The organism is Streptomyces sp. NBC_01317, from assembly GCF_035961655.1.
In the GTDB taxonomy this organism is placed as follows: domain Bacteria; phylum Actinomycetota; class Actinomycetes; order Streptomycetales; family Streptomycetaceae; genus Streptomyces.
Genome location: NZ_CP108393.1, coordinates 534476 through 549977, shown reverse-complemented (window position 1 = coordinate 549977; position 15502 = coordinate 534476). Strand labels below are relative to the sequence as shown.

The 15502-nt window shown below is 71.1% G+C and carries 14 protein-coding genes; 1 reads left to right on the top strand and 13 read right to left on the bottom strand.

Translation table 11 applies throughout. The annotated features are described in order from the left end of the window. Positions 1–20: 20 nt before the first annotated feature. From OG349_RS02315 to OG349_RS02305, 3 genes are all read right to left on the bottom strand, one after another. Positions 21–1295 (bottom strand): MFS transporter, encoded by a 1275-nt coding sequence (locus OG349_RS02315; protein ID WP_327232959.1) that lies wholly within the window; start codon positions 1293–1295, stop codon positions 21–23. Continuing rightward, positions 1292–2425: a PLP-dependent cysteine synthase family protein gene (locus tag OG349_RS02310; RefSeq protein ID WP_327232958.1), complete on the bottom strand. Its 1134-nt coding sequence runs from the start codon at positions 2423–2425 to the stop codon at positions 1292–1294. The genes OG349_RS02315 and OG349_RS02310 overlap by 4 nt, the downstream gene beginning before the upstream one ends. A gap of 155 nt (positions 2426–2580) precedes the next feature. Continuing rightward, positions 2581–2982, bottom strand: a complete 402-nt coding sequence (locus OG349_RS02305; RefSeq protein WP_327232957.1) for a hypothetical protein — start codon at positions 2980–2982, stop codon at positions 2581–2583. Positions 2983–3178: 196 nt separating this feature from the next. Here OG349_RS02305 and OG349_RS02300 point away from each other — a divergent pair, with 196 nt between their 5' ends. Continuing rightward, a complete protein-coding gene (locus OG349_RS02300; protein ID WP_327232956.1) occupies positions 3179–4681 on the top strand; it encodes a phosphoesterase in 1503 nt (500 codons plus the stop codon). Between the two features lie 63 nt (positions 4682–4744). Here OG349_RS02300 and OG349_RS02295 read toward each other — a convergent pair whose 3' ends face one another. From OG349_RS02295 to OG349_RS02250, 10 genes are all read right to left on the bottom strand, one after another. Further along, entirely contained in the window at positions 4745–5053 is a 309-nt protein-coding gene (locus OG349_RS02295) for a hypothetical protein (RefSeq protein ID WP_327232955.1), read from the bottom strand. Continuing rightward, positions 5050–5760, bottom strand: a complete 711-nt coding sequence (locus OG349_RS02290) for an NUDIX domain-containing protein (protein WP_327232954.1) — start codon at positions 5758–5760, stop codon at positions 5050–5052. Before OG349_RS02290 ends, OG349_RS02295 begins: the two co-directional genes overlap by 4 nt. A 176-nt stretch (positions 5761–5936) precedes the next feature. Continuing rightward, positions 5937–7424 carry an MFS transporter gene (locus OG349_RS02285; RefSeq protein ID WP_327232953.1) on the bottom strand — a complete coding sequence of 496 codons (1488 nt, stop codon included), beginning with the start codon at positions 7422–7424 and terminating at the stop codon, positions 5937–5939. Next, a complete protein-coding gene (locus OG349_RS02280) occupies positions 7417–7863 on the bottom strand; it encodes a MarR family winged helix-turn-helix transcriptional regulator (RefSeq protein WP_327232952.1) in 447 nt (148 codons plus the stop codon). The genes OG349_RS02285 and OG349_RS02280 overlap by 8 nt, the downstream gene beginning before the upstream one ends. A 213-nt stretch (positions 7864–8076) precedes the next feature. Next, the gene (locus tag OG349_RS02275; protein WP_327232951.1) at positions 8077–8430 is read right to left on the bottom strand and encodes a PRC-barrel domain containing protein; all 354 of its coding nucleotides are present in this window, start codon (positions 8428–8430) and stop codon (positions 8077–8079) included. Between the two features lie 190 nt (positions 8431–8620). Next, on the bottom strand, positions 8621–9610 hold the full coding sequence (locus OG349_RS02270) for an amidohydrolase family protein (protein ID WP_327232950.1): 990 nt from the start codon (positions 9608–9610) through the stop codon (positions 8621–8623). Then, positions 9607–11640, bottom strand: a complete 2034-nt coding sequence (locus OG349_RS02265) for an acetoacetate--CoA ligase (protein WP_327232949.1) — start codon at positions 11638–11640, stop codon at positions 9607–9609. Before OG349_RS02265 ends, OG349_RS02270 begins: the two co-directional genes overlap by 4 nt. Continuing rightward, on the bottom strand, positions 11637–13313 hold the full coding sequence (mhpA, locus tag OG349_RS02260) for a bifunctional 3-(3-hydroxy-phenyl)propionate/3-hydroxycinnamic acid hydroxylase MhpA (RefSeq protein WP_327232948.1): 1677 nt from the start codon (positions 13311–13313) through the stop codon (positions 11637–11639). Before mhpA ends, OG349_RS02265 begins: the two co-directional genes overlap by 4 nt. Continuing rightward, on the bottom strand, positions 13310–14248 hold the full coding sequence (locus tag OG349_RS02255) for a fumarylacetoacetate hydrolase family protein (RefSeq protein WP_327232947.1): 939 nt from the start codon (positions 14246–14248) through the stop codon (positions 13310–13312). Before OG349_RS02255 ends, mhpA begins: the two co-directional genes overlap by 4 nt. Then, positions 14245–15384 (bottom strand): VOC family protein, encoded by a 1140-nt coding sequence (locus tag OG349_RS02250; RefSeq protein ID WP_327232946.1) that lies wholly within the window; start codon positions 15382–15384, stop codon positions 14245–14247. Before OG349_RS02250 ends, OG349_RS02255 begins: the two co-directional genes overlap by 4 nt. Between the last annotated feature and the right edge of the window lie 118 nt (positions 15385–15502).

Genomic DNA, 15502 nt, shown 5'->3' with positions numbered 1-15502 from the left:
CCTTTACGCGCAGGCCGTCGTTACACCCGTACCGGCACCTCCGCCGGCACGCCGAGGTTTCCCCTGCGGGACAGAGCCGCCACCGCGGTCGCGCATCCCGCCCCGAGAAGAGCCAGCACCAGCCAGGGCAGAGCCGCCGTGCCGGCGGCGCGTCCCGCGTCGAGGACGGCGCCCGTGGCCAGATTGCCCGCGGTGATGCCCACGCCGCAGACCGTGTTGTAGAGGCCGTAGTGGGTGGCGACCCACCGGCCGCCGGACAGGGCGACGATGGTGTCCATCTCGAACGGGTACAAAACCGCCGTCGCCACCGACAGCAGGCCCGCGCACGCCAGGAGCGGCACCATGGCGAGCGCGGCGCTCCAACTGCCGTGTGCCGGAGCCGCGTTCGCCGTGAACGCCGGGGGCAGGAACGCCGTCGCCATGAGGGTCAGCCCGGCGACCAGACACCGATGAGGCGTCCACGTACGCCTGCACCAGGCGGTGATACGCATCTGTCCGGTGAGCGCGACCAGGCCGGACACGACGAACAGCGCACTGGTCGCCGCGGTGCCGTACGGGCCGTCGCCCACCAGCCGCGTCGTCTCCAGGGGCAGCGCGAGGTAGATCTGGAAGGACAGGACGTACGAGCCGGTCATCGCGGCGGCGAACAGCCAGAAGGGGCGGTTGCGCAGGACCGTACCCGCCTGTTCCCGCCATGTGGCGTCGGGCGCGCCCGCCGCCCCCTTCCGCGCGGGCAGCCGCCGCAGTTGCAGCAGGGTCAGCAGGGCGAACAGCACCGCCGCGACCCCACAGGTGACGGGGAACGACACGGCGGTCAGGGCCAGTCCGACGACGGGACCGAGCAGGATTCCGGTCTGGTAGAAGACGTTGAAGAGCGCGAACGCCTCCACCCGTCGCTCCCCGGCCTCGGCGGCGAGGCAGGCGCGCACGGCGGGGTTGAACAAGGCGCCCGCCAGACCGGTGGCGGCCGAGGCCGCCAGGAGGCCGGGCAAGGTGTCGACCACGGCGAGCGCGGCGAAGCCGACCGTACGCAGCGCACACCCCGCGATGATCAGCGGGCGGTGGCCGAGCCGGTCGGCGAGCATGCCGCCGAGGAGGAACATGCCCTGCTGGGAGAGGTTGCGCATGCCCAGGACCAGACCGACCGCCCAGGCGCCCAGAGCGAGCGTGGTGGACAGGTGGACGGCCAGATAGGGCATGAGCATGTAGAAGCCGAGGTTGATGGTGAGCTGGTTGACCAGCAGCAGTCGCACGGTGGCGTCGAAGGAACGCGTCTGCTTCCAGGGAGAGTTCACAGCTGAACCTCCGTCACATCCGTGCTCGCGCCCGGGTCCTCGTCGGTGGGGGCGGACAGCGGATCGGTGACCGTGGTGCAGCGCGTCCATCGCGACACCTCGGCCGCGCCGGAGCTGACCAGCGTCTCCGGGCCGGTGGGTTCCTCCGTGAGGAGGAGCCCGTGGGCGCGGCAGTAGTCGTCGTTGAAGACGGTGTCGAAGTAGCGGTGCGGCCCGTCCGGGAAGACCGCGGCGATACGGGTCCCCTCCGGCTGCGTACGGGCCAGCCAGCCGGCCACGAGCGCGACCGCGCCCACGCTCCAGCCACCGGTGGCGAACTGCCGCGCGGCCAGGCGCCGGGCGCACCAGACCGCCTCGGCCGGGGCGACCCAGTGGACCTCGCTGAAGGCGCCGTAGTCGACGTTACGGGGGTAGATGGACGAGCCGAGCCCGCGCATCAGCCGGGTCCTGGCCGGCTGGCCGAAGATCGTGGACCCGATGGTGTCGACCCCGACCAGCCGCAGCGCGGGCATGCGCGCACGCAGGCCACGGGCGACCCCGGCGGAGTGGCCGCCGGTGCCGACCGCGCACACGAGCACGTCGATGTGGCGCAGCTGGCCGGCGAGTTCGTCGGCGAGTCCGCCGTACGCGGCCACGTTGTCGGGGTTGTGGTACTGGTCCGGGCACCACGCGCCGGGGTACGCGGCCAGGAGCGCGGCGACCTTCCGGCGACGCGCCTCCTGCCATCCGCCGTCGGGATGCGGCCGGTCGACGACGTACAGAGTGGCACCGTGGGCGGTGAGCATCCGCTCCATGATCGGTTCCATGCCCGGGTCGGTGACCAGGTGCACCGGATGCCCGAGGAGGACCCCGGCCAGCGCCAGGCCGAGGCCGAGCGTCCCGGAGGTCGACTCCACGATCGGGGCACCGGGGAGCAGATCTCCGCGCTCCCTGGACCGGTTGACCATGTACAGGGCGGCGCGGTCCTTGATGCCGCCGGGGTTGAATCCTTCGAGCTTCGCCCAGAACCCGTTGGGGGCGGTCGCGAAGGGCTCGTCGACCCACAGCACCGGCGTGTTGCCGACGGCGCCCTCGACACTGAGCGCGTTCAGGGGCAGGGGCAGAGGCAGGGGCAGGGACAGTTCAGTCATCGTACGGATGTCTTTCGTGCGGGCCGGGGCACACCGCGGTGGCTCACCTGTTGCCGGAGGAGCGCACCGGGGGACCCGGAGAAGGAGCGATCGGGGCGGTCGGACCACGCGCCGGGCGGCGGGAGGCCGCCGTACGACAGAGCGGTCCGGCCCGGTCACGTCCTCGACACGCACACCCGGCCGAGCACGTCACGTCCTGCGCCGGCGGGGGGCCCGCGCCGTGAGGTGCCGCCGCAGAGGGGTGTCTTTGCCTTGGGCCGCCGCCCGCCGACCGCCGACGGGAGCGCCGGAAGGGGCTGGTACTGGTCCAGCTGGGTGGCGAGATGCTGCTCCACCACCGGCGCGCAGGACGGATCCGGGTCGGCACACCCTGACGTGAAGTCAGAGGCGGACACCGAGAGAGATGTACGGCCGGCGGGCGCGTCGAGCAGCCGGTGATGCCCGCCGCTGTCGCACGCACCCAGCAGCAGGGCAGTCAGAGCCGCCAGCACCAGGGCGACCACCCAGCTGCCGTACTCACGGAAATGTCCCGACCGACTTCGCACAGTGACGCTCACGTTACCTTGTGTCGCCGACCGTGCGGGCGGCAGGCGTGCCCGTGGCCTTCCCCGGGGGTAAAGCGCAGTTCAACGGCGCGCCAAGCGCGGACCGGGATGTGTTGTTCTCGATCGTCGTGAGCGCTGTTCATGTTCCGTTCGGTTTGCCACCCGAGACTCCTCGTTGCCCCCCAGCGGTTGAACGAGAGGCTTCATCGTGAAGAACAAGAACAGCGAAGACCCGGAGTACTCGGCGATCTCGCGGCGCCGGTTGGTCAAGTACGCGGGTGTCGGGGCGACGCTGGCGGCGGCCGGCCCGCTGGCGGTGGCCGGCCCGGCCGCGGCCCACGACGATGACGACCGCGACCAGGGGAAGCACGGCGACTCGCGCGGCCGGACGTGGCGCGCCGGCGACCACCACGTGCACTCGGAGTACAGCGGCTCGTTCGACACGTCGACCAATCCGCCGAAGTTCATCAAGGGCGGCGACGCCGTCTACCCGATCGTGACCAACGCGATCATGGCGAAGCACTTCGGTCTCAGCTGGGTGATGTGCACCGACCACGGCGGCCCGACGCACTCGAAGGTGAACCTGGAGCAGGCGTACCCCGACCTTCTCCGCTCCCGCACGCTGGTACCCGGCGTTCTCCAGTTCTGGGGCATGGAGTTCGACGCTCCCGCGCTGGACCACCACACGCTGATGATCCCTCACCACGCCGACGAGGCGAAGCAGCTCTTCGAGCTGGAGAGCCGCTTCGCGAAGAACGACCCCTTCCCCGCCGACCCGAGCCGCGACACCGAGGCCAAGATGGTCGAGTTCCTGAAGGCCGCGAAGGGCATGCCGCGCAAGCCGCTGGTGATCGCCCACCACGCCTCGCGGTCGGCCACGGGCCTCGGCGTCTACGGCCAGGACACGCCGCGCGAGTTCCGTAACGGCAACAACGCCGCGCCGGACATCTACGTCGGCTTCGAGGGCGCCCCCGGCCACCAGGCGGGCCCGCTCAACGGCGGCGCGCGCGGCGGCTACAGCAACTACCCCACCCACGGCGGCTTCGACCAGATGACGGCGCGCGTCGGCGGACTCTGGGACGCGCTGCTCGGCGAGGGCCGGCGCTGGTGGATCACCGCGACCTCCGACTCGCACGTCCACTGGACCCGCGGCGGCTCCGACTTCTGGCCGGGCGAGTACAGCAAGACGCACGTGCTGGCGCGGCAGGACTACGCCGACATCATGGACGGCCTGCGCAACGGGCGGATCTGGGTGGGCACCGGGGACCTGATCACCAGCCTCGACCTCAGCGCGAGCAACCGCGGCAGCGAGGCCTCCGTGGGGGAGACGCTCACGGTGAGCCGTCGCAACCGTACCGACGTCGAGATCGAGATCAGGTTCCGGCCCCTGGAGGGCAAGAACGCCAACGGCGACCGCCCGGAGGTACGGCGCGTCGACCTGATCACGGGCCGGATCACGGGCCCGAGCGCCAGCCTCGACACCGACACCAACCCGACCACCAAGGTGGTGGCCCGGTTCGGCCCGCGCGACTGGCGCCGGGAGGGCAAGGAGTACGTCGTCCGCCACACGCTGCGCGATGTGGAGGGCGACCTCTACGCCCGCGTACGCGGCACGAGCACCGACGAGGCCGAGCCGCTCGCGGACGGCAAGGAGAGCCCGTGGGACGACCTCTGGTTCTACTCGAACCCGGTCTTCGTGAAGGTGCGCTAGTCGTCTGACCTTTGACCGCACTCCAGATTGGGCCCGCCGCGCTGTGCCGGCGGGCCCAACCCGTCAGGTGGCCGGCCGCCTCGGACCGCCCGGCGACGGCACGAGGCTGAGGCGGGAGTAGTACTCGGTGCCGAGAACCCGGTCCCGCGCCTTCTCCCCGGCCCGCGACAGAAGCCCGGGCAGGGATCGTTCCCTCGCCGCCTCACTGCGATGCGCCAGGATCGCGCGCCACTTCCGGTCGGCCCACGCCGTCACGTCGACGGTCGCGGTGACGTACGCGTCCGGAACGCTGAGCACGGCCTTGCCGACCCCGGCCAGGAGCGGCCCCAGGTCACCGACCGCACGCCCCCGCCTCCGGACCCCGCTGCTCATTCGTCCCCCCAGCCCCAGTTGTCGACGTAGGCGGCGGTGCCCGTACGGCGCGCCTCAGCCAGGGCGCTCAGACGCGCGAAGTCCCGGCGGGGCATCAGCGCCTCCCACGCGGCCAGGGGCAGGACGCGGACCTCGTCGTGCTCCTCCGGCTGTACGGCGATGCCACGGATCTGCGCCGCGGTGAGCCGGCCGCCGTCGAAGACGCAGCCGATCGTGCTGTACGGCCACTCGGCGCCGGGCAGCCCGTACACCGTCGCCAGGAGCCGGGGCGGCCCGGCCGGCGTGATGCCCGTTTCCTCCTCGCACTCACGAACGGCGGTCTGCCACGGGCGCTCACCCGGGTCCATCGTGCCGCCGACCAGCTGCCAGGGGTGCGCGGGGGAGTAGACGGAGTGCAACTGGAGAGGCCGGTCGTCCTCGTCGGTGAAGTAGAAACACGCGAAGGCGGTCGCCTTGAGAACCGTCTCGGCGTACTGCTCGGGCGGCAGCCAGCCGGGGCGCCCTTCCCCGCCCTCCCGCGGGCTCGGAGCGGTCGGCCTTTCGAGACGCGTCATCCGCATCAGCGCGGGCCCGTCGGCATCGGAGGGCCCGGCCACCCGAACGGCCGGCGGCCCGGGCGCGCCCGGAGGGTCGACCGTGGGGGCGTGCAGTGGGGCGGTGCGTGGACCTGGAACGGTGTGGTTGGGTGTCTCGTTGGGCTCGGTCATGCCGCCGGCGTGTCCTCCGTCTGGGCGTCGGTGTGGCACTGGTGCTCTAGAAACGCGCCGGATCCGGTGCCGTCACGGGCCCGTCGTGGGCATTTTGTGGACGTCAGTTCCCATACGGAGGAGGGAGCGTGCGGGCTCTGGGCCGTTGCCGCTCAAACTCGTTCGATGAGGTTCATTCACTCCTTCGGGGAGTGCGCCGCAGCGCCGTCCGGAGTGCGTCCCAGCGCGCGGTCGGAGACGGTCAGGAGGAGGTAGAGGACCGCCGCGCCGAGCATGATCCAGGCGAGGTGGTGCATGCCGCCGGTGTCCGCGCGCTGCCCGAAGGAGGCGGCTGTGGTGGAGGAGGCGACCATCGAACCGACGTACGCGAAGGTACGCAACAGGCCGGCCGAGGAGGCGGTGCGCTCCGGATCGGCCTGGAAGTAGACGGAGTTCTGGAGGGCCAGGTTGTTCAGCCCCTGGGGGAGGCCGAAGATCAGGGCCACGAGTATCAGCATCCACACGGGGCTCGCCCCGGTGAGCGTCAGCATCACCAGGCAGGCGACCACCTGCCCGAGCCCGCCGGCGAGCAGCTTGCCGCGCACGCCCTCGCGCCGTCCCGAGACGATCGAGACACCGATGGCCACCAGGAACATGGGGATCTGTACCAGCCCCGCGTGGAACGGCGGGAGCCCGAAGCCCTCCTCCGTCCACTGCGTGAACCCGTAGAGGAACGAGTAGGAGACGACGTACGCGACCAGCGCGCGCCCGTACGTGATCAGCAGGGGCGTGTTGCCGCCCAGCACCCGCAGATCGATGAACGGGGTGGAAGCGCGCAGCTCCCGGGCGCCGAACGCGGCGCTCGCGGCGGCGGCGATCGCCAGCAGGTACCAGTCGCGCAGGTGCAGGTTCATCAGGAACAGCAGCAACGAGACGAGCATCGCGGCGAACAGCGCCATGCCGGGCAGGTCGAGCCGCGTGGCGAGGCGCCCGGCTCGACCCGGGGGCCCTGTGGTGCCGGCCGCCGGGGATCCTTCGGTGCCGGCCGCCGTACCGGCTTCGGGGGAGCCTCCCGTTCCGGCTTCCTTGGGCAGCCGGAGCAGTCCCAGCAGTACGGCCGCGACGGCCAGCGGCACGTTCAGCGCGAAAGTGGCGCGCCAGCCGCCCAGCCCCACCAGCAGGCCGCCCAGCAGAGGGCCGATCACGGCGATGGTCTGGTTGGCGACGGCCAGGGCGGTCAGTACCCCGCCCGGACTGTCCTGCCCGGTGCGCCGGGCCTCGCTGCGCAGCAGCGCCATCGCGGCGGGATACCCGGCGCAGGTGCCGAAGCCGAGCAGGACCCGCGAGGCGATCAGCACCCCCAGGTCCGGCGCCAGGGTGCCGACCACACCGGCGACCCCGACCAGGCTCGTACTGACGAGGAAGAGCCTGCGCGGCCCGAAGATGTCGATGAGCCGGCCCACGACGGGCTGTCCGAGGGCGGTGGCCAGGTAGAGGGCCGAGACCAGCCACGCCGTCTGCGCGGGCGGCGCGCCCAGGGCGTCGCCGATGGGTATGAGGGTGACGGCGATGATCGTCGAGTTGATCGGGTTGAGGACCGACCCCAGCATCATCGGCGGCAGCAGCCGCCGGTCGAAGCCCGCCGACGCCGTCCTGCCGCGCCCCGCCGTTTTCTGGTCAGTCATGGGTCAGTCGCTCCAGTACGGCCATGGCGGCGATCACCGCCCGCCGCTCCTCCTCCGTACACCTCCCCTGCAACTCCGTGGCGAGCCACTCCTGCCGGGCCTGCCGCCCCTCCTCCACCCGCCGGTGCCCCTCCGTGGTCAGCGCGATGAGCAGCCGGCGCCCGTCGTCGGGGTCGGGCCGCCGTACCACCAGTCCCAGAGTGGCCAGGGACGCGACCGTCGAGGTCATCGACTGGTGGCGTACGCCCTCGGCCGCGGCGAGCTCGCTGGCCGTGACGCCCTGCTGGCCGGACAGGCGGCTCAGGACGGACGCCTGCCCGAAGGTGATGTCCTCGGCCTCGGCGGCGTTGAGGATGCGGCGCCGCAGGCGGCTGATGACCGTACGGACCTCTCGCGAGGCCTGAACCGCCGAGGGGGACAGGCGTGGGCTCTCATTCATGTAGTCTACACTAGAACATGCAGGTTGGGTTGTACAGTCTTGCCTGTGCAGTTCATCCGTGTGGTCTTGACTGCGCGGAAGCGCACTTCGTGCGACCTTGCCGGCCGCCATTACGCCCGACTGAATTCTTGAACGAATTCTTTGCCGTGAACGCCGACGGGGGCCGACCGGAGCGTATTCGCTCCGGTCGGCCCCCGTCGGGAGCTGTTGTGGTCAGATGCGGCGGTGCTTTCCGTAGTGCCCGCCCACCTGCTCGTGGTAATCGGAATCACCGAGGTGCTTGTCCTTGTCGAACTCGGGGGCGTCCTTGATCTCCGCCTTCGTCCGGTCGACGTAGATGGTCTCCTCCGCGGTGTCGACCCGCGTGACGGTGCTGGCCGGCAGCAGGACGTGCTTGCCGAAGATCCAGACACCGGTGTCGACCACCAGGTACGACGAGCCGACCTCGTCGGAGTGCTTGTCGACCTTGCCGATGCTTCCGTCGCTCGCCTCGACCTTGTAACCGGTCAGGGTGTTCCCCGCGGTGTGACCGGCCGTCGGCTGGTATCCCCACATGTTGTCGCTCATAATAGGCTCCTTATTCGACGGCATATACCTTGCAAGAGGGTCATCGTGTTCGTTGACCGCCCCTCAGAAAGGCGAGTGCCCGGGCCTGTCGATCCCACACCTGGGAACGCCTCGAAAAGGAGGAGGTTTTTATGGGGGAAAGGCGGGCAGAATGCGGCCGGCATTGCCCCGTGTCAGGCCCTCGCTCGCGTCAGGCCCCCGAGGAAGCCAAGCGGGGGAAGAGCGTGGCCGCCGTCTCCCGCTGCATCAGGGCCTGCTGCTCCGGCGTGAGGACGTCGCTGCCGGCGAGGGTGGCCGCCAGGCCCTCCGCCACCCAGTCGGGAGTGAAGGGGTAGTCACTGCCGTAGAGGAGACGGTCGGCGTCCGCCAGGGTGAGCAGGGAGGGGAGCAACCGGGGGAGAGCGAAGCCCGCGAGGTCGTAGTAGAACCCCCTCAGGGCTCCGAGGACGTCGGCCGACTCGGCTCCGGCCCCCAGGGCGAAGACGGAGAGACGGTCCGCGACCGAGGGCAGTACGGCGCCGGCGTGCGGGACGATGAACCGGATGCCGGGGAAACGGTCCCGTACGCCGCGCAGGATCAGGTTGGTCACGGCGCGCGTGGTCTCGAACGGGAACTCCAGCATCGGCCGGGGCCATCCCAGGCCGGTCGCCTCGGCGTGCGGCGGTGACGTCGGGTGCAGGAGGACCACGGCCGCCCGCCGGTCCAGTTCGGCCATCAGCGGCTCGTACACGGGATCGCCGAGATGGCGTCCCGCGTAGTGGGTTTGCAGGACGACACCGTCGGCGTCCAGGGTGTCGAAGGCGTGATGTGTCTCCCGTAGCGCGTCGGAGATGTCCGGCAGCGGCAGGGAAGCCAGCAGTCCGAATCTGCCCGGGTACGTACGGACGACAACCGCCCCTTCCTCGTTGACGGTTCTCGCCAGCTCGCGGGTCCCGGTGGGGTCGCCGAAGTCGACTCCTGGTGAGGAGACCGACAGGACGGCCGCCGCGATGCCGGTGCTGTCCATCATGGCGAGCGCCGACTCGGGGCTCCAGTCCGGGATGGCGGGCATCCCGTCGGGCTGTCCGTGACCGGCCGTCTCCATCGCCGCCCTCAGCCGCGGGGTGATGAAGTGTGCGTGCACGTCGACAGCGCCGTTCAGTGGCGGAGGGGTGGGCGCGGCGCCAGGTGTCGGTGTCACCGGCCGTCACCTGCTCCGGCGCTTCGGGCACGCGCGCGGTCGGCCCCCAACCGCGCGTAGAAGGCGATGAGTCCGGGGTTGTCCACGGCCGCCGGGTTGACCACGTCCCCGGCGGAAGCGCCCTGGAGCAGGCGTTTCACCGGCACTTCGAGTTTCTTGCCGGTACGGGTGTGCGGGACCCCCGGGACGTCGAGGATCTCGTCGGGGACGTGACGGGGCGATGCGCTGGTACGGATGGCGTCCCGCAGGCGGTCGCGCAGGGCGTCGTCGAGGACGGCACCCTCCGCGAGGACCACGAACAGCGGCATCCAGTACCCGCCGTCCGGCTCCTCCGCGCCGATCACCAGGGACTCCGCGATCTCGGGCAGTCGTTCGACCGCGTCGTGGATGTCGGCGCTGCCGAGCCGTACACCGTTGCGGTTCAGGGTGGAATCGGAGCGGCCGTGGACGACGACCGAGCCGCGGGAGGTGAGGGTGATCCAGTCGCCGTGCCGCCAGACGCCGGGATAGGTGGAGAAGTACGCGTCCTGGTAGCGGGCGCCGTCGGGGTCGTTCCAGAAGTACAGCGGCATGGACGGCATCGGGCGGGTCACCACCAGTTCACCCACCTGGTCCACGACCGGGTCCCCGTCGGGGGAGTAGGCCGCAAGAGCGACACCGAGGTGGGGCGCGGACAGTTCGCCGGCCCAGACCGGTGTCGTGGCGGCGCTCCCCGCGAAGCCCGACACCACGTCGGTTCCGCCGCTGGTGGAGGCGAGTTGGACCCTCTTGCCGACATGCTCACCGACCCACGGGTAGGCGGAGGCCGGCAGGGTGGATCCGGTGCAGCCGACGGCACGGATCGCGGACAGGTCGTGCACCGACGGGTCGATGCCGAACTTGGCCATGCCGAGCAGGTATTGGGGGCTGGTGCCGAACACGGTGACGCGGTGGCGGGCGGCGAGGTCCCACAGGACGTCCGGGCGGGCGAAGGGCGCGGGACTACCGTCGTACGTACAGGCGGTCGCGCCGGTCAGCAGCGTCGAGACCACGAGGTTCCACATCATCCAGTGGGTGGTCGTGTACCACAGGAGACGGTCGGCCGGTCCCAGGTCGGAGTGCAGGCCCAGGGTCTTGAGGTGTTCGAGCAGGACGCCGCCGTGACCGTGGACGATTCCCTTGGGAAGCCCCGTCGTTCCTGAGGAGAACACCACCCACAAGGGGTGGTCGAAGGGCACCGGCGCGCAGACCAGTTCCTCGGTGCGGGTGACCACGTCGTCCCACCGCAGCGTGGGGAAGGAACGCCGGTCGTCGGACCACCCCGGACCCACATGGTCGACCAGCACCACGGCGTTGAGCGTGGGCAGGTGGCGGGCAAGCTCCAGGGCCGCGTCGCGGCGGTCGTGGACCGTACCGTTGAAGAGGTAGCCGTCCGCCGCGAAGAGCACGGTGGGCCGGAGCTGGGCGAAACGATCGGCGGCGGCCTCGGGGGCGTAGTCCTGACCGCAGACCGACCACACGGCCCCGAGGCTCGCGGTGGCCAGGAACGCGACCACGGCGTGAGGGGTGTGGGGCAGATAGCCCGCCACCGTGTCCCCGGGGCCGACACCGAGGTCCCGCAAGGTGGCGGCGATCGCGGCGACCTGGGCGCGGAGTTCACCGCCCAGGACTTCGTACCCCGAGCCGGTCTCGTCCAGCGCGAGGATCGCGGGCTCGTCGTCTCTCACGTGACGGAGCGCGTGGTGCGCGTAGTTCAGGGTCGCGCCGGGGAACCAGCGCGCGCCGGGCATCAACTCCTCGGCCAGCACGGTCTCGTAGGGGGTCGAGGAGTCGACGGCGAAGTACTCCCACACCGCGCCCCAGAACTCCTCGAGTTCGGTGACGGACCAGCGGTACAGCACGTCGTAGTCGGTGGGGTCGCCCGCCTGGTCGAGGCCCGGGTGGCGGGCGGCGGCCCAGCGGCCGAAGTCGGCGATGCGGGTGACCGCGGTGTCCGCCGGGTCCGGGGTCCAGAAGGGCTCCGGCGGTGGGGGAGTGACAGGGTTCGTCATGCTGTCGTCTTCCTGATCAGGGGGCGGCGGGTGGTGCAGAACAGGGGTGCCCAGTTGTGGGAGTGGGCGAAACGGTCGCCACCGGTCGGAACGGTGTCCAGGACCACCCGGTCGGGGCGGACCAGCGCCGCGTCCGCCCCGCCGCCGCGCAGCCAGGCGGCGAGGACCCCCGCTTCGTCACCGGTGTCCTGGACGTGGACGACCCGGGCGCCCATCCCCCGCGCGACGGCTTGTACGGCGGGCGGCAACGGCGCGGCGGTCAGGACGACACAGGAGGTTCCGAGGACGTCGTCCAGGCGGGCGCGCCGGCCTTCGTACCGGACCCACGGCTGGGGGCAGTGGGTGCCCGCCAGCTCGCGCCGGCGGCCGGGCATCCGCGTACGCCGGTGTATCAGCGGCCCTGTGGTGAGGGCCGGGCTGAGGTCGCGGCCCGCGGCCTTGGTCAGGCCGGGGATACGGCAGGCCGCGCCGACCAGGGCACGGCGTGCGGCGGCCGCCGCGTCCTGCCCTCCCGTCATGGCCCAGCCCGTGGCGACGGCGAGGCGGATCACGTGTTTCGCGTGTGGTCTGCGTTCGAGCTGGTAGGTGTCCAGCAGGGTGTCGTCCGCGCCCTCGTTGAGCACCCGCGCCAGTTTCCAGGCGAGGTTGTGAGCGTCACGCAGACCGGCGCAGAGGCCCTGGCCTACAAACGGAGGCGTCAGGTGTGCGGCGTCGCCGAGAACGAAGAGACGGCCCCGGCGCCAGCGGTCCGCGATCCGGGCCCGGAACGTGTAGCGCGCCTGTCGGCGGATCTCGAAGTCGTCGGCCGTGGCGAGGTCGATCCAGGGGGCGACCAGCCGCCGGAGCCGTTCCCGGCCATGCTGGCCGTCCAGACCCTCGTCCCTGTCCAGGCGGAACTCCCACCGGTAGCGGTCCTCGCCGATCCGCATGAAGGTGGCGGGCCGGCGCGGATCGCAGACCTGGTCCACGCCACCCCAGGTACGTACGGACGCGCTGGTGCGCACGTCGATCGCCGTCCACTCCTCCTCGAAGCGCAGATCCTCCCAGCGCGCACCCATGGCCTGACGGGTGAGACTGTTCGCACCGTCGCAACCGAGGACGGCTCTCGCCCGCAAGAAGTGCACCTCTCCGTCGCCCTCGACCGCCCGGTACGACACCTGGGCGGGACCGTCGCTCTCCTGCGTCACGTCGAGCACCTCCACCCCCTGGCGCAGCTCGCATGCGGCGCGGCGGGCGAGGGCGTCACGCAACAGGCCCTCCAGCTCCGGCTGGTCGAACATGCTGGTCTCCGGGAATCCGTGCGACCCCTCTGCGGTACGGGGGAACTCCGCGATCACCCGATGGCGGGCGTCCAGGAGCCTGAGCCCGTCGGCCGGGCGGGCGATCGAGGCGAACTCGGCTTCCACGCCCGCGGCTTGGAGGATACGGCGGACCTCGTCGTCCGTGGCGACGGCACGCGGCAGGGGGTAGACGGCGGTGTGACGCTCCAGGAGAACGCTGCGGACTCCGTGGCGGGCGAGCAGGAGGGCGGCGGTCACGCCCACGGGCCCGGCGCCGACGATCACCACGGGGACCTCCTCCGTGACCACGGGGACCACGGGGACCTCGCCCGTCACGTCATCCGTCACATCAGCCGTCGCTTCGGCCGCCGTGCGCGGCTTGTTGACGGTCATCGCGCGTCGACAACCGAGGTGCGCTGCTCCCCGAGGTCGAGCCTGCCGTCCGGCGTCGCGATGGTCGCCGTGATCAGGTCCCCCTCGTTCAGATAGCGCGGATTGCCGGCCTGGCTCTTGAAGAAGGCCTTCCACTTCATGGCGGGCGGCAGCAGCGCACCGATCTTCTCGACCGCCTTCGGCGGGGCCTTGAGGGCCGTGCCCCCGGGCGTGCCGGTCAGCAGCAGGTCCCCCGGAGCCAGGGTCTGGAAGCGCGCCAGCAGGGTCAGCGCCTCGGCGGGACGGACGATCATGTCGGCCAGAGTGCGGTCCTGGCGCAGATCGCCGTTGACCGACAACCGCAGCCGCAGGTCGAGGAGATGGGCGAAATCGTCCGGGTCGAGCAGGGTCAGGTACGGGCCGGTCGGGGTGAACGTCGGATACGACTTGCTCTCGTAGAACTGTGTTTTGCTCAGCTGCACATCACGCGCGCTGACGTCGTTGGTGAGGACAACTCCCGCGACGTACGAGGGCAGATCCTCCTCGCCCACGACGGCGCCGATCGGCAGCCGCGCCCCCATGACCAGGCCGAGCTCGATCTCGTAGTCCAGCAGCCTCACGTGAGGGGGCCGTACGACACTGTCGTGGGGGCCGCTGACGGAGCCCGACGCCTTGCGGAAGAAGGCGGGCGGGATGTCGCCGGTGAAGCCCGAATCACGCGCGTGGCTGCGGTAGTTGACCATCTGGGCGACCACCCGGCAGGGCACGGTGACCGGCGGCAGCACCGCCAGGTCGCCGAGAGGCGTGCCCGCCTCGGAAGAGACGACGGCCTCGGTGACGGCGGGGCGGTCCGCGATCAGCTCGGCGGTGGTGACGGCCCGGGTGGCGACGGGTACGGCGCGGTCGCCTCGTACCACCCACCAACCCTCGGCGGTGCGCAGGACGTTGGTGCTCATGAGTTCATCGCTTTCAGCAGACCCGTCAGACGGGCGGGATCGATTTCGGTGTCGCCGCGCAGGGCGGCGAAGATGTCGCGCAGCCGGGCCGGGGACGGGGTGGCTCCGAGGAAGTCCCGGGTGGCGGGCGGCCCCCACTGGGCCAGCCCGCTCGCCGACATCGGCGCCCACCCCGGCTCGACGTCGCGGGAGAACAGATCGCCGTCGGCGAAGTGTTCGAGCATGAAGTGGTCGGGATCGCGCCAGTAGTCGAAGAGCTGGCTGCCCTGGACGTGCCGCCCGATGCCCCAGCTGCGCCGGTACCCGCGCTCGGCCAGGTACTCGCCCCCGGCCGCGATCGTGTCCAGGTCGGTGACCTGGTAGGCGGAGTGCACATACCCCGTACCGGGACCGAGGTGCATGGCCAGTGTGTGGTGGTCGGCCGGTTCGCTTCCCCGGTCGCAGCGGACGAACGCCATCGTCGGACCCCGCTCGCGCTGTCCGTCGAGGAAGAGGAAGTCGCTGACGATCATGCCGAGGGTGTCGAGGTACCAGGTCAGGGCCCGCGCGAACACGCGCGTCTCCAGGACCACGTGCCCCAGGCGCTGGATGCGCGACGGCTCGCGTGGCGGGCGCTGGGTGGCGTTGACGCGGCGGTGATCCGTACCGAAGTTGAGGGTGAGCGCCCGCCGGCCGGGCAGGCCCGCCAGCGTTTCGGCGGAGTACGCCACCCGGACCGGGAAGCCGGAGGGGTCGAGCAGGTCGACACACTGCCCGCCGGTCGGCGCGTCGGAGTCACGTACGGCGGAGCCGGTGACGCGGGCGAGCCGGTCCAGGTCCGCGCGTTCCGCGGCGCGGAACACCGGGCCGATGAAGCGCGAGGCGCGCCCGCGCCGGATCACCATGCAGGGAGAGCCGGCGAAGGTGCCGCGCAGCCACAAGGCCTGTTCCGTACGGGCCGCGATCGCGAACCCGAAGTCCCGGGCGAAGACCTCGGCACGGTCCAGATCGGGCTTCTGGAATTCCAGCCAGGCCAGGTCGGCGACCTTGATCACGGGGTTGCGGGCCCGCCCCTGGTGCTCGCCGCGCAGTGCGCCCTCCTCGCTGTGGAGGTCCTGGTGGGCGGTTCTGCGACCGTGGGTGAGAGTTCTGAACATCGCGACCTCCGAGCAGCATTGCCTTGATGATGAAACTATCAACTTTGAAGATTTCCACGTCAAGGGGTGCGGATGGCGAATGTGATCGATCGATCAGAAGTGTGCTGGGGTGTCGTGC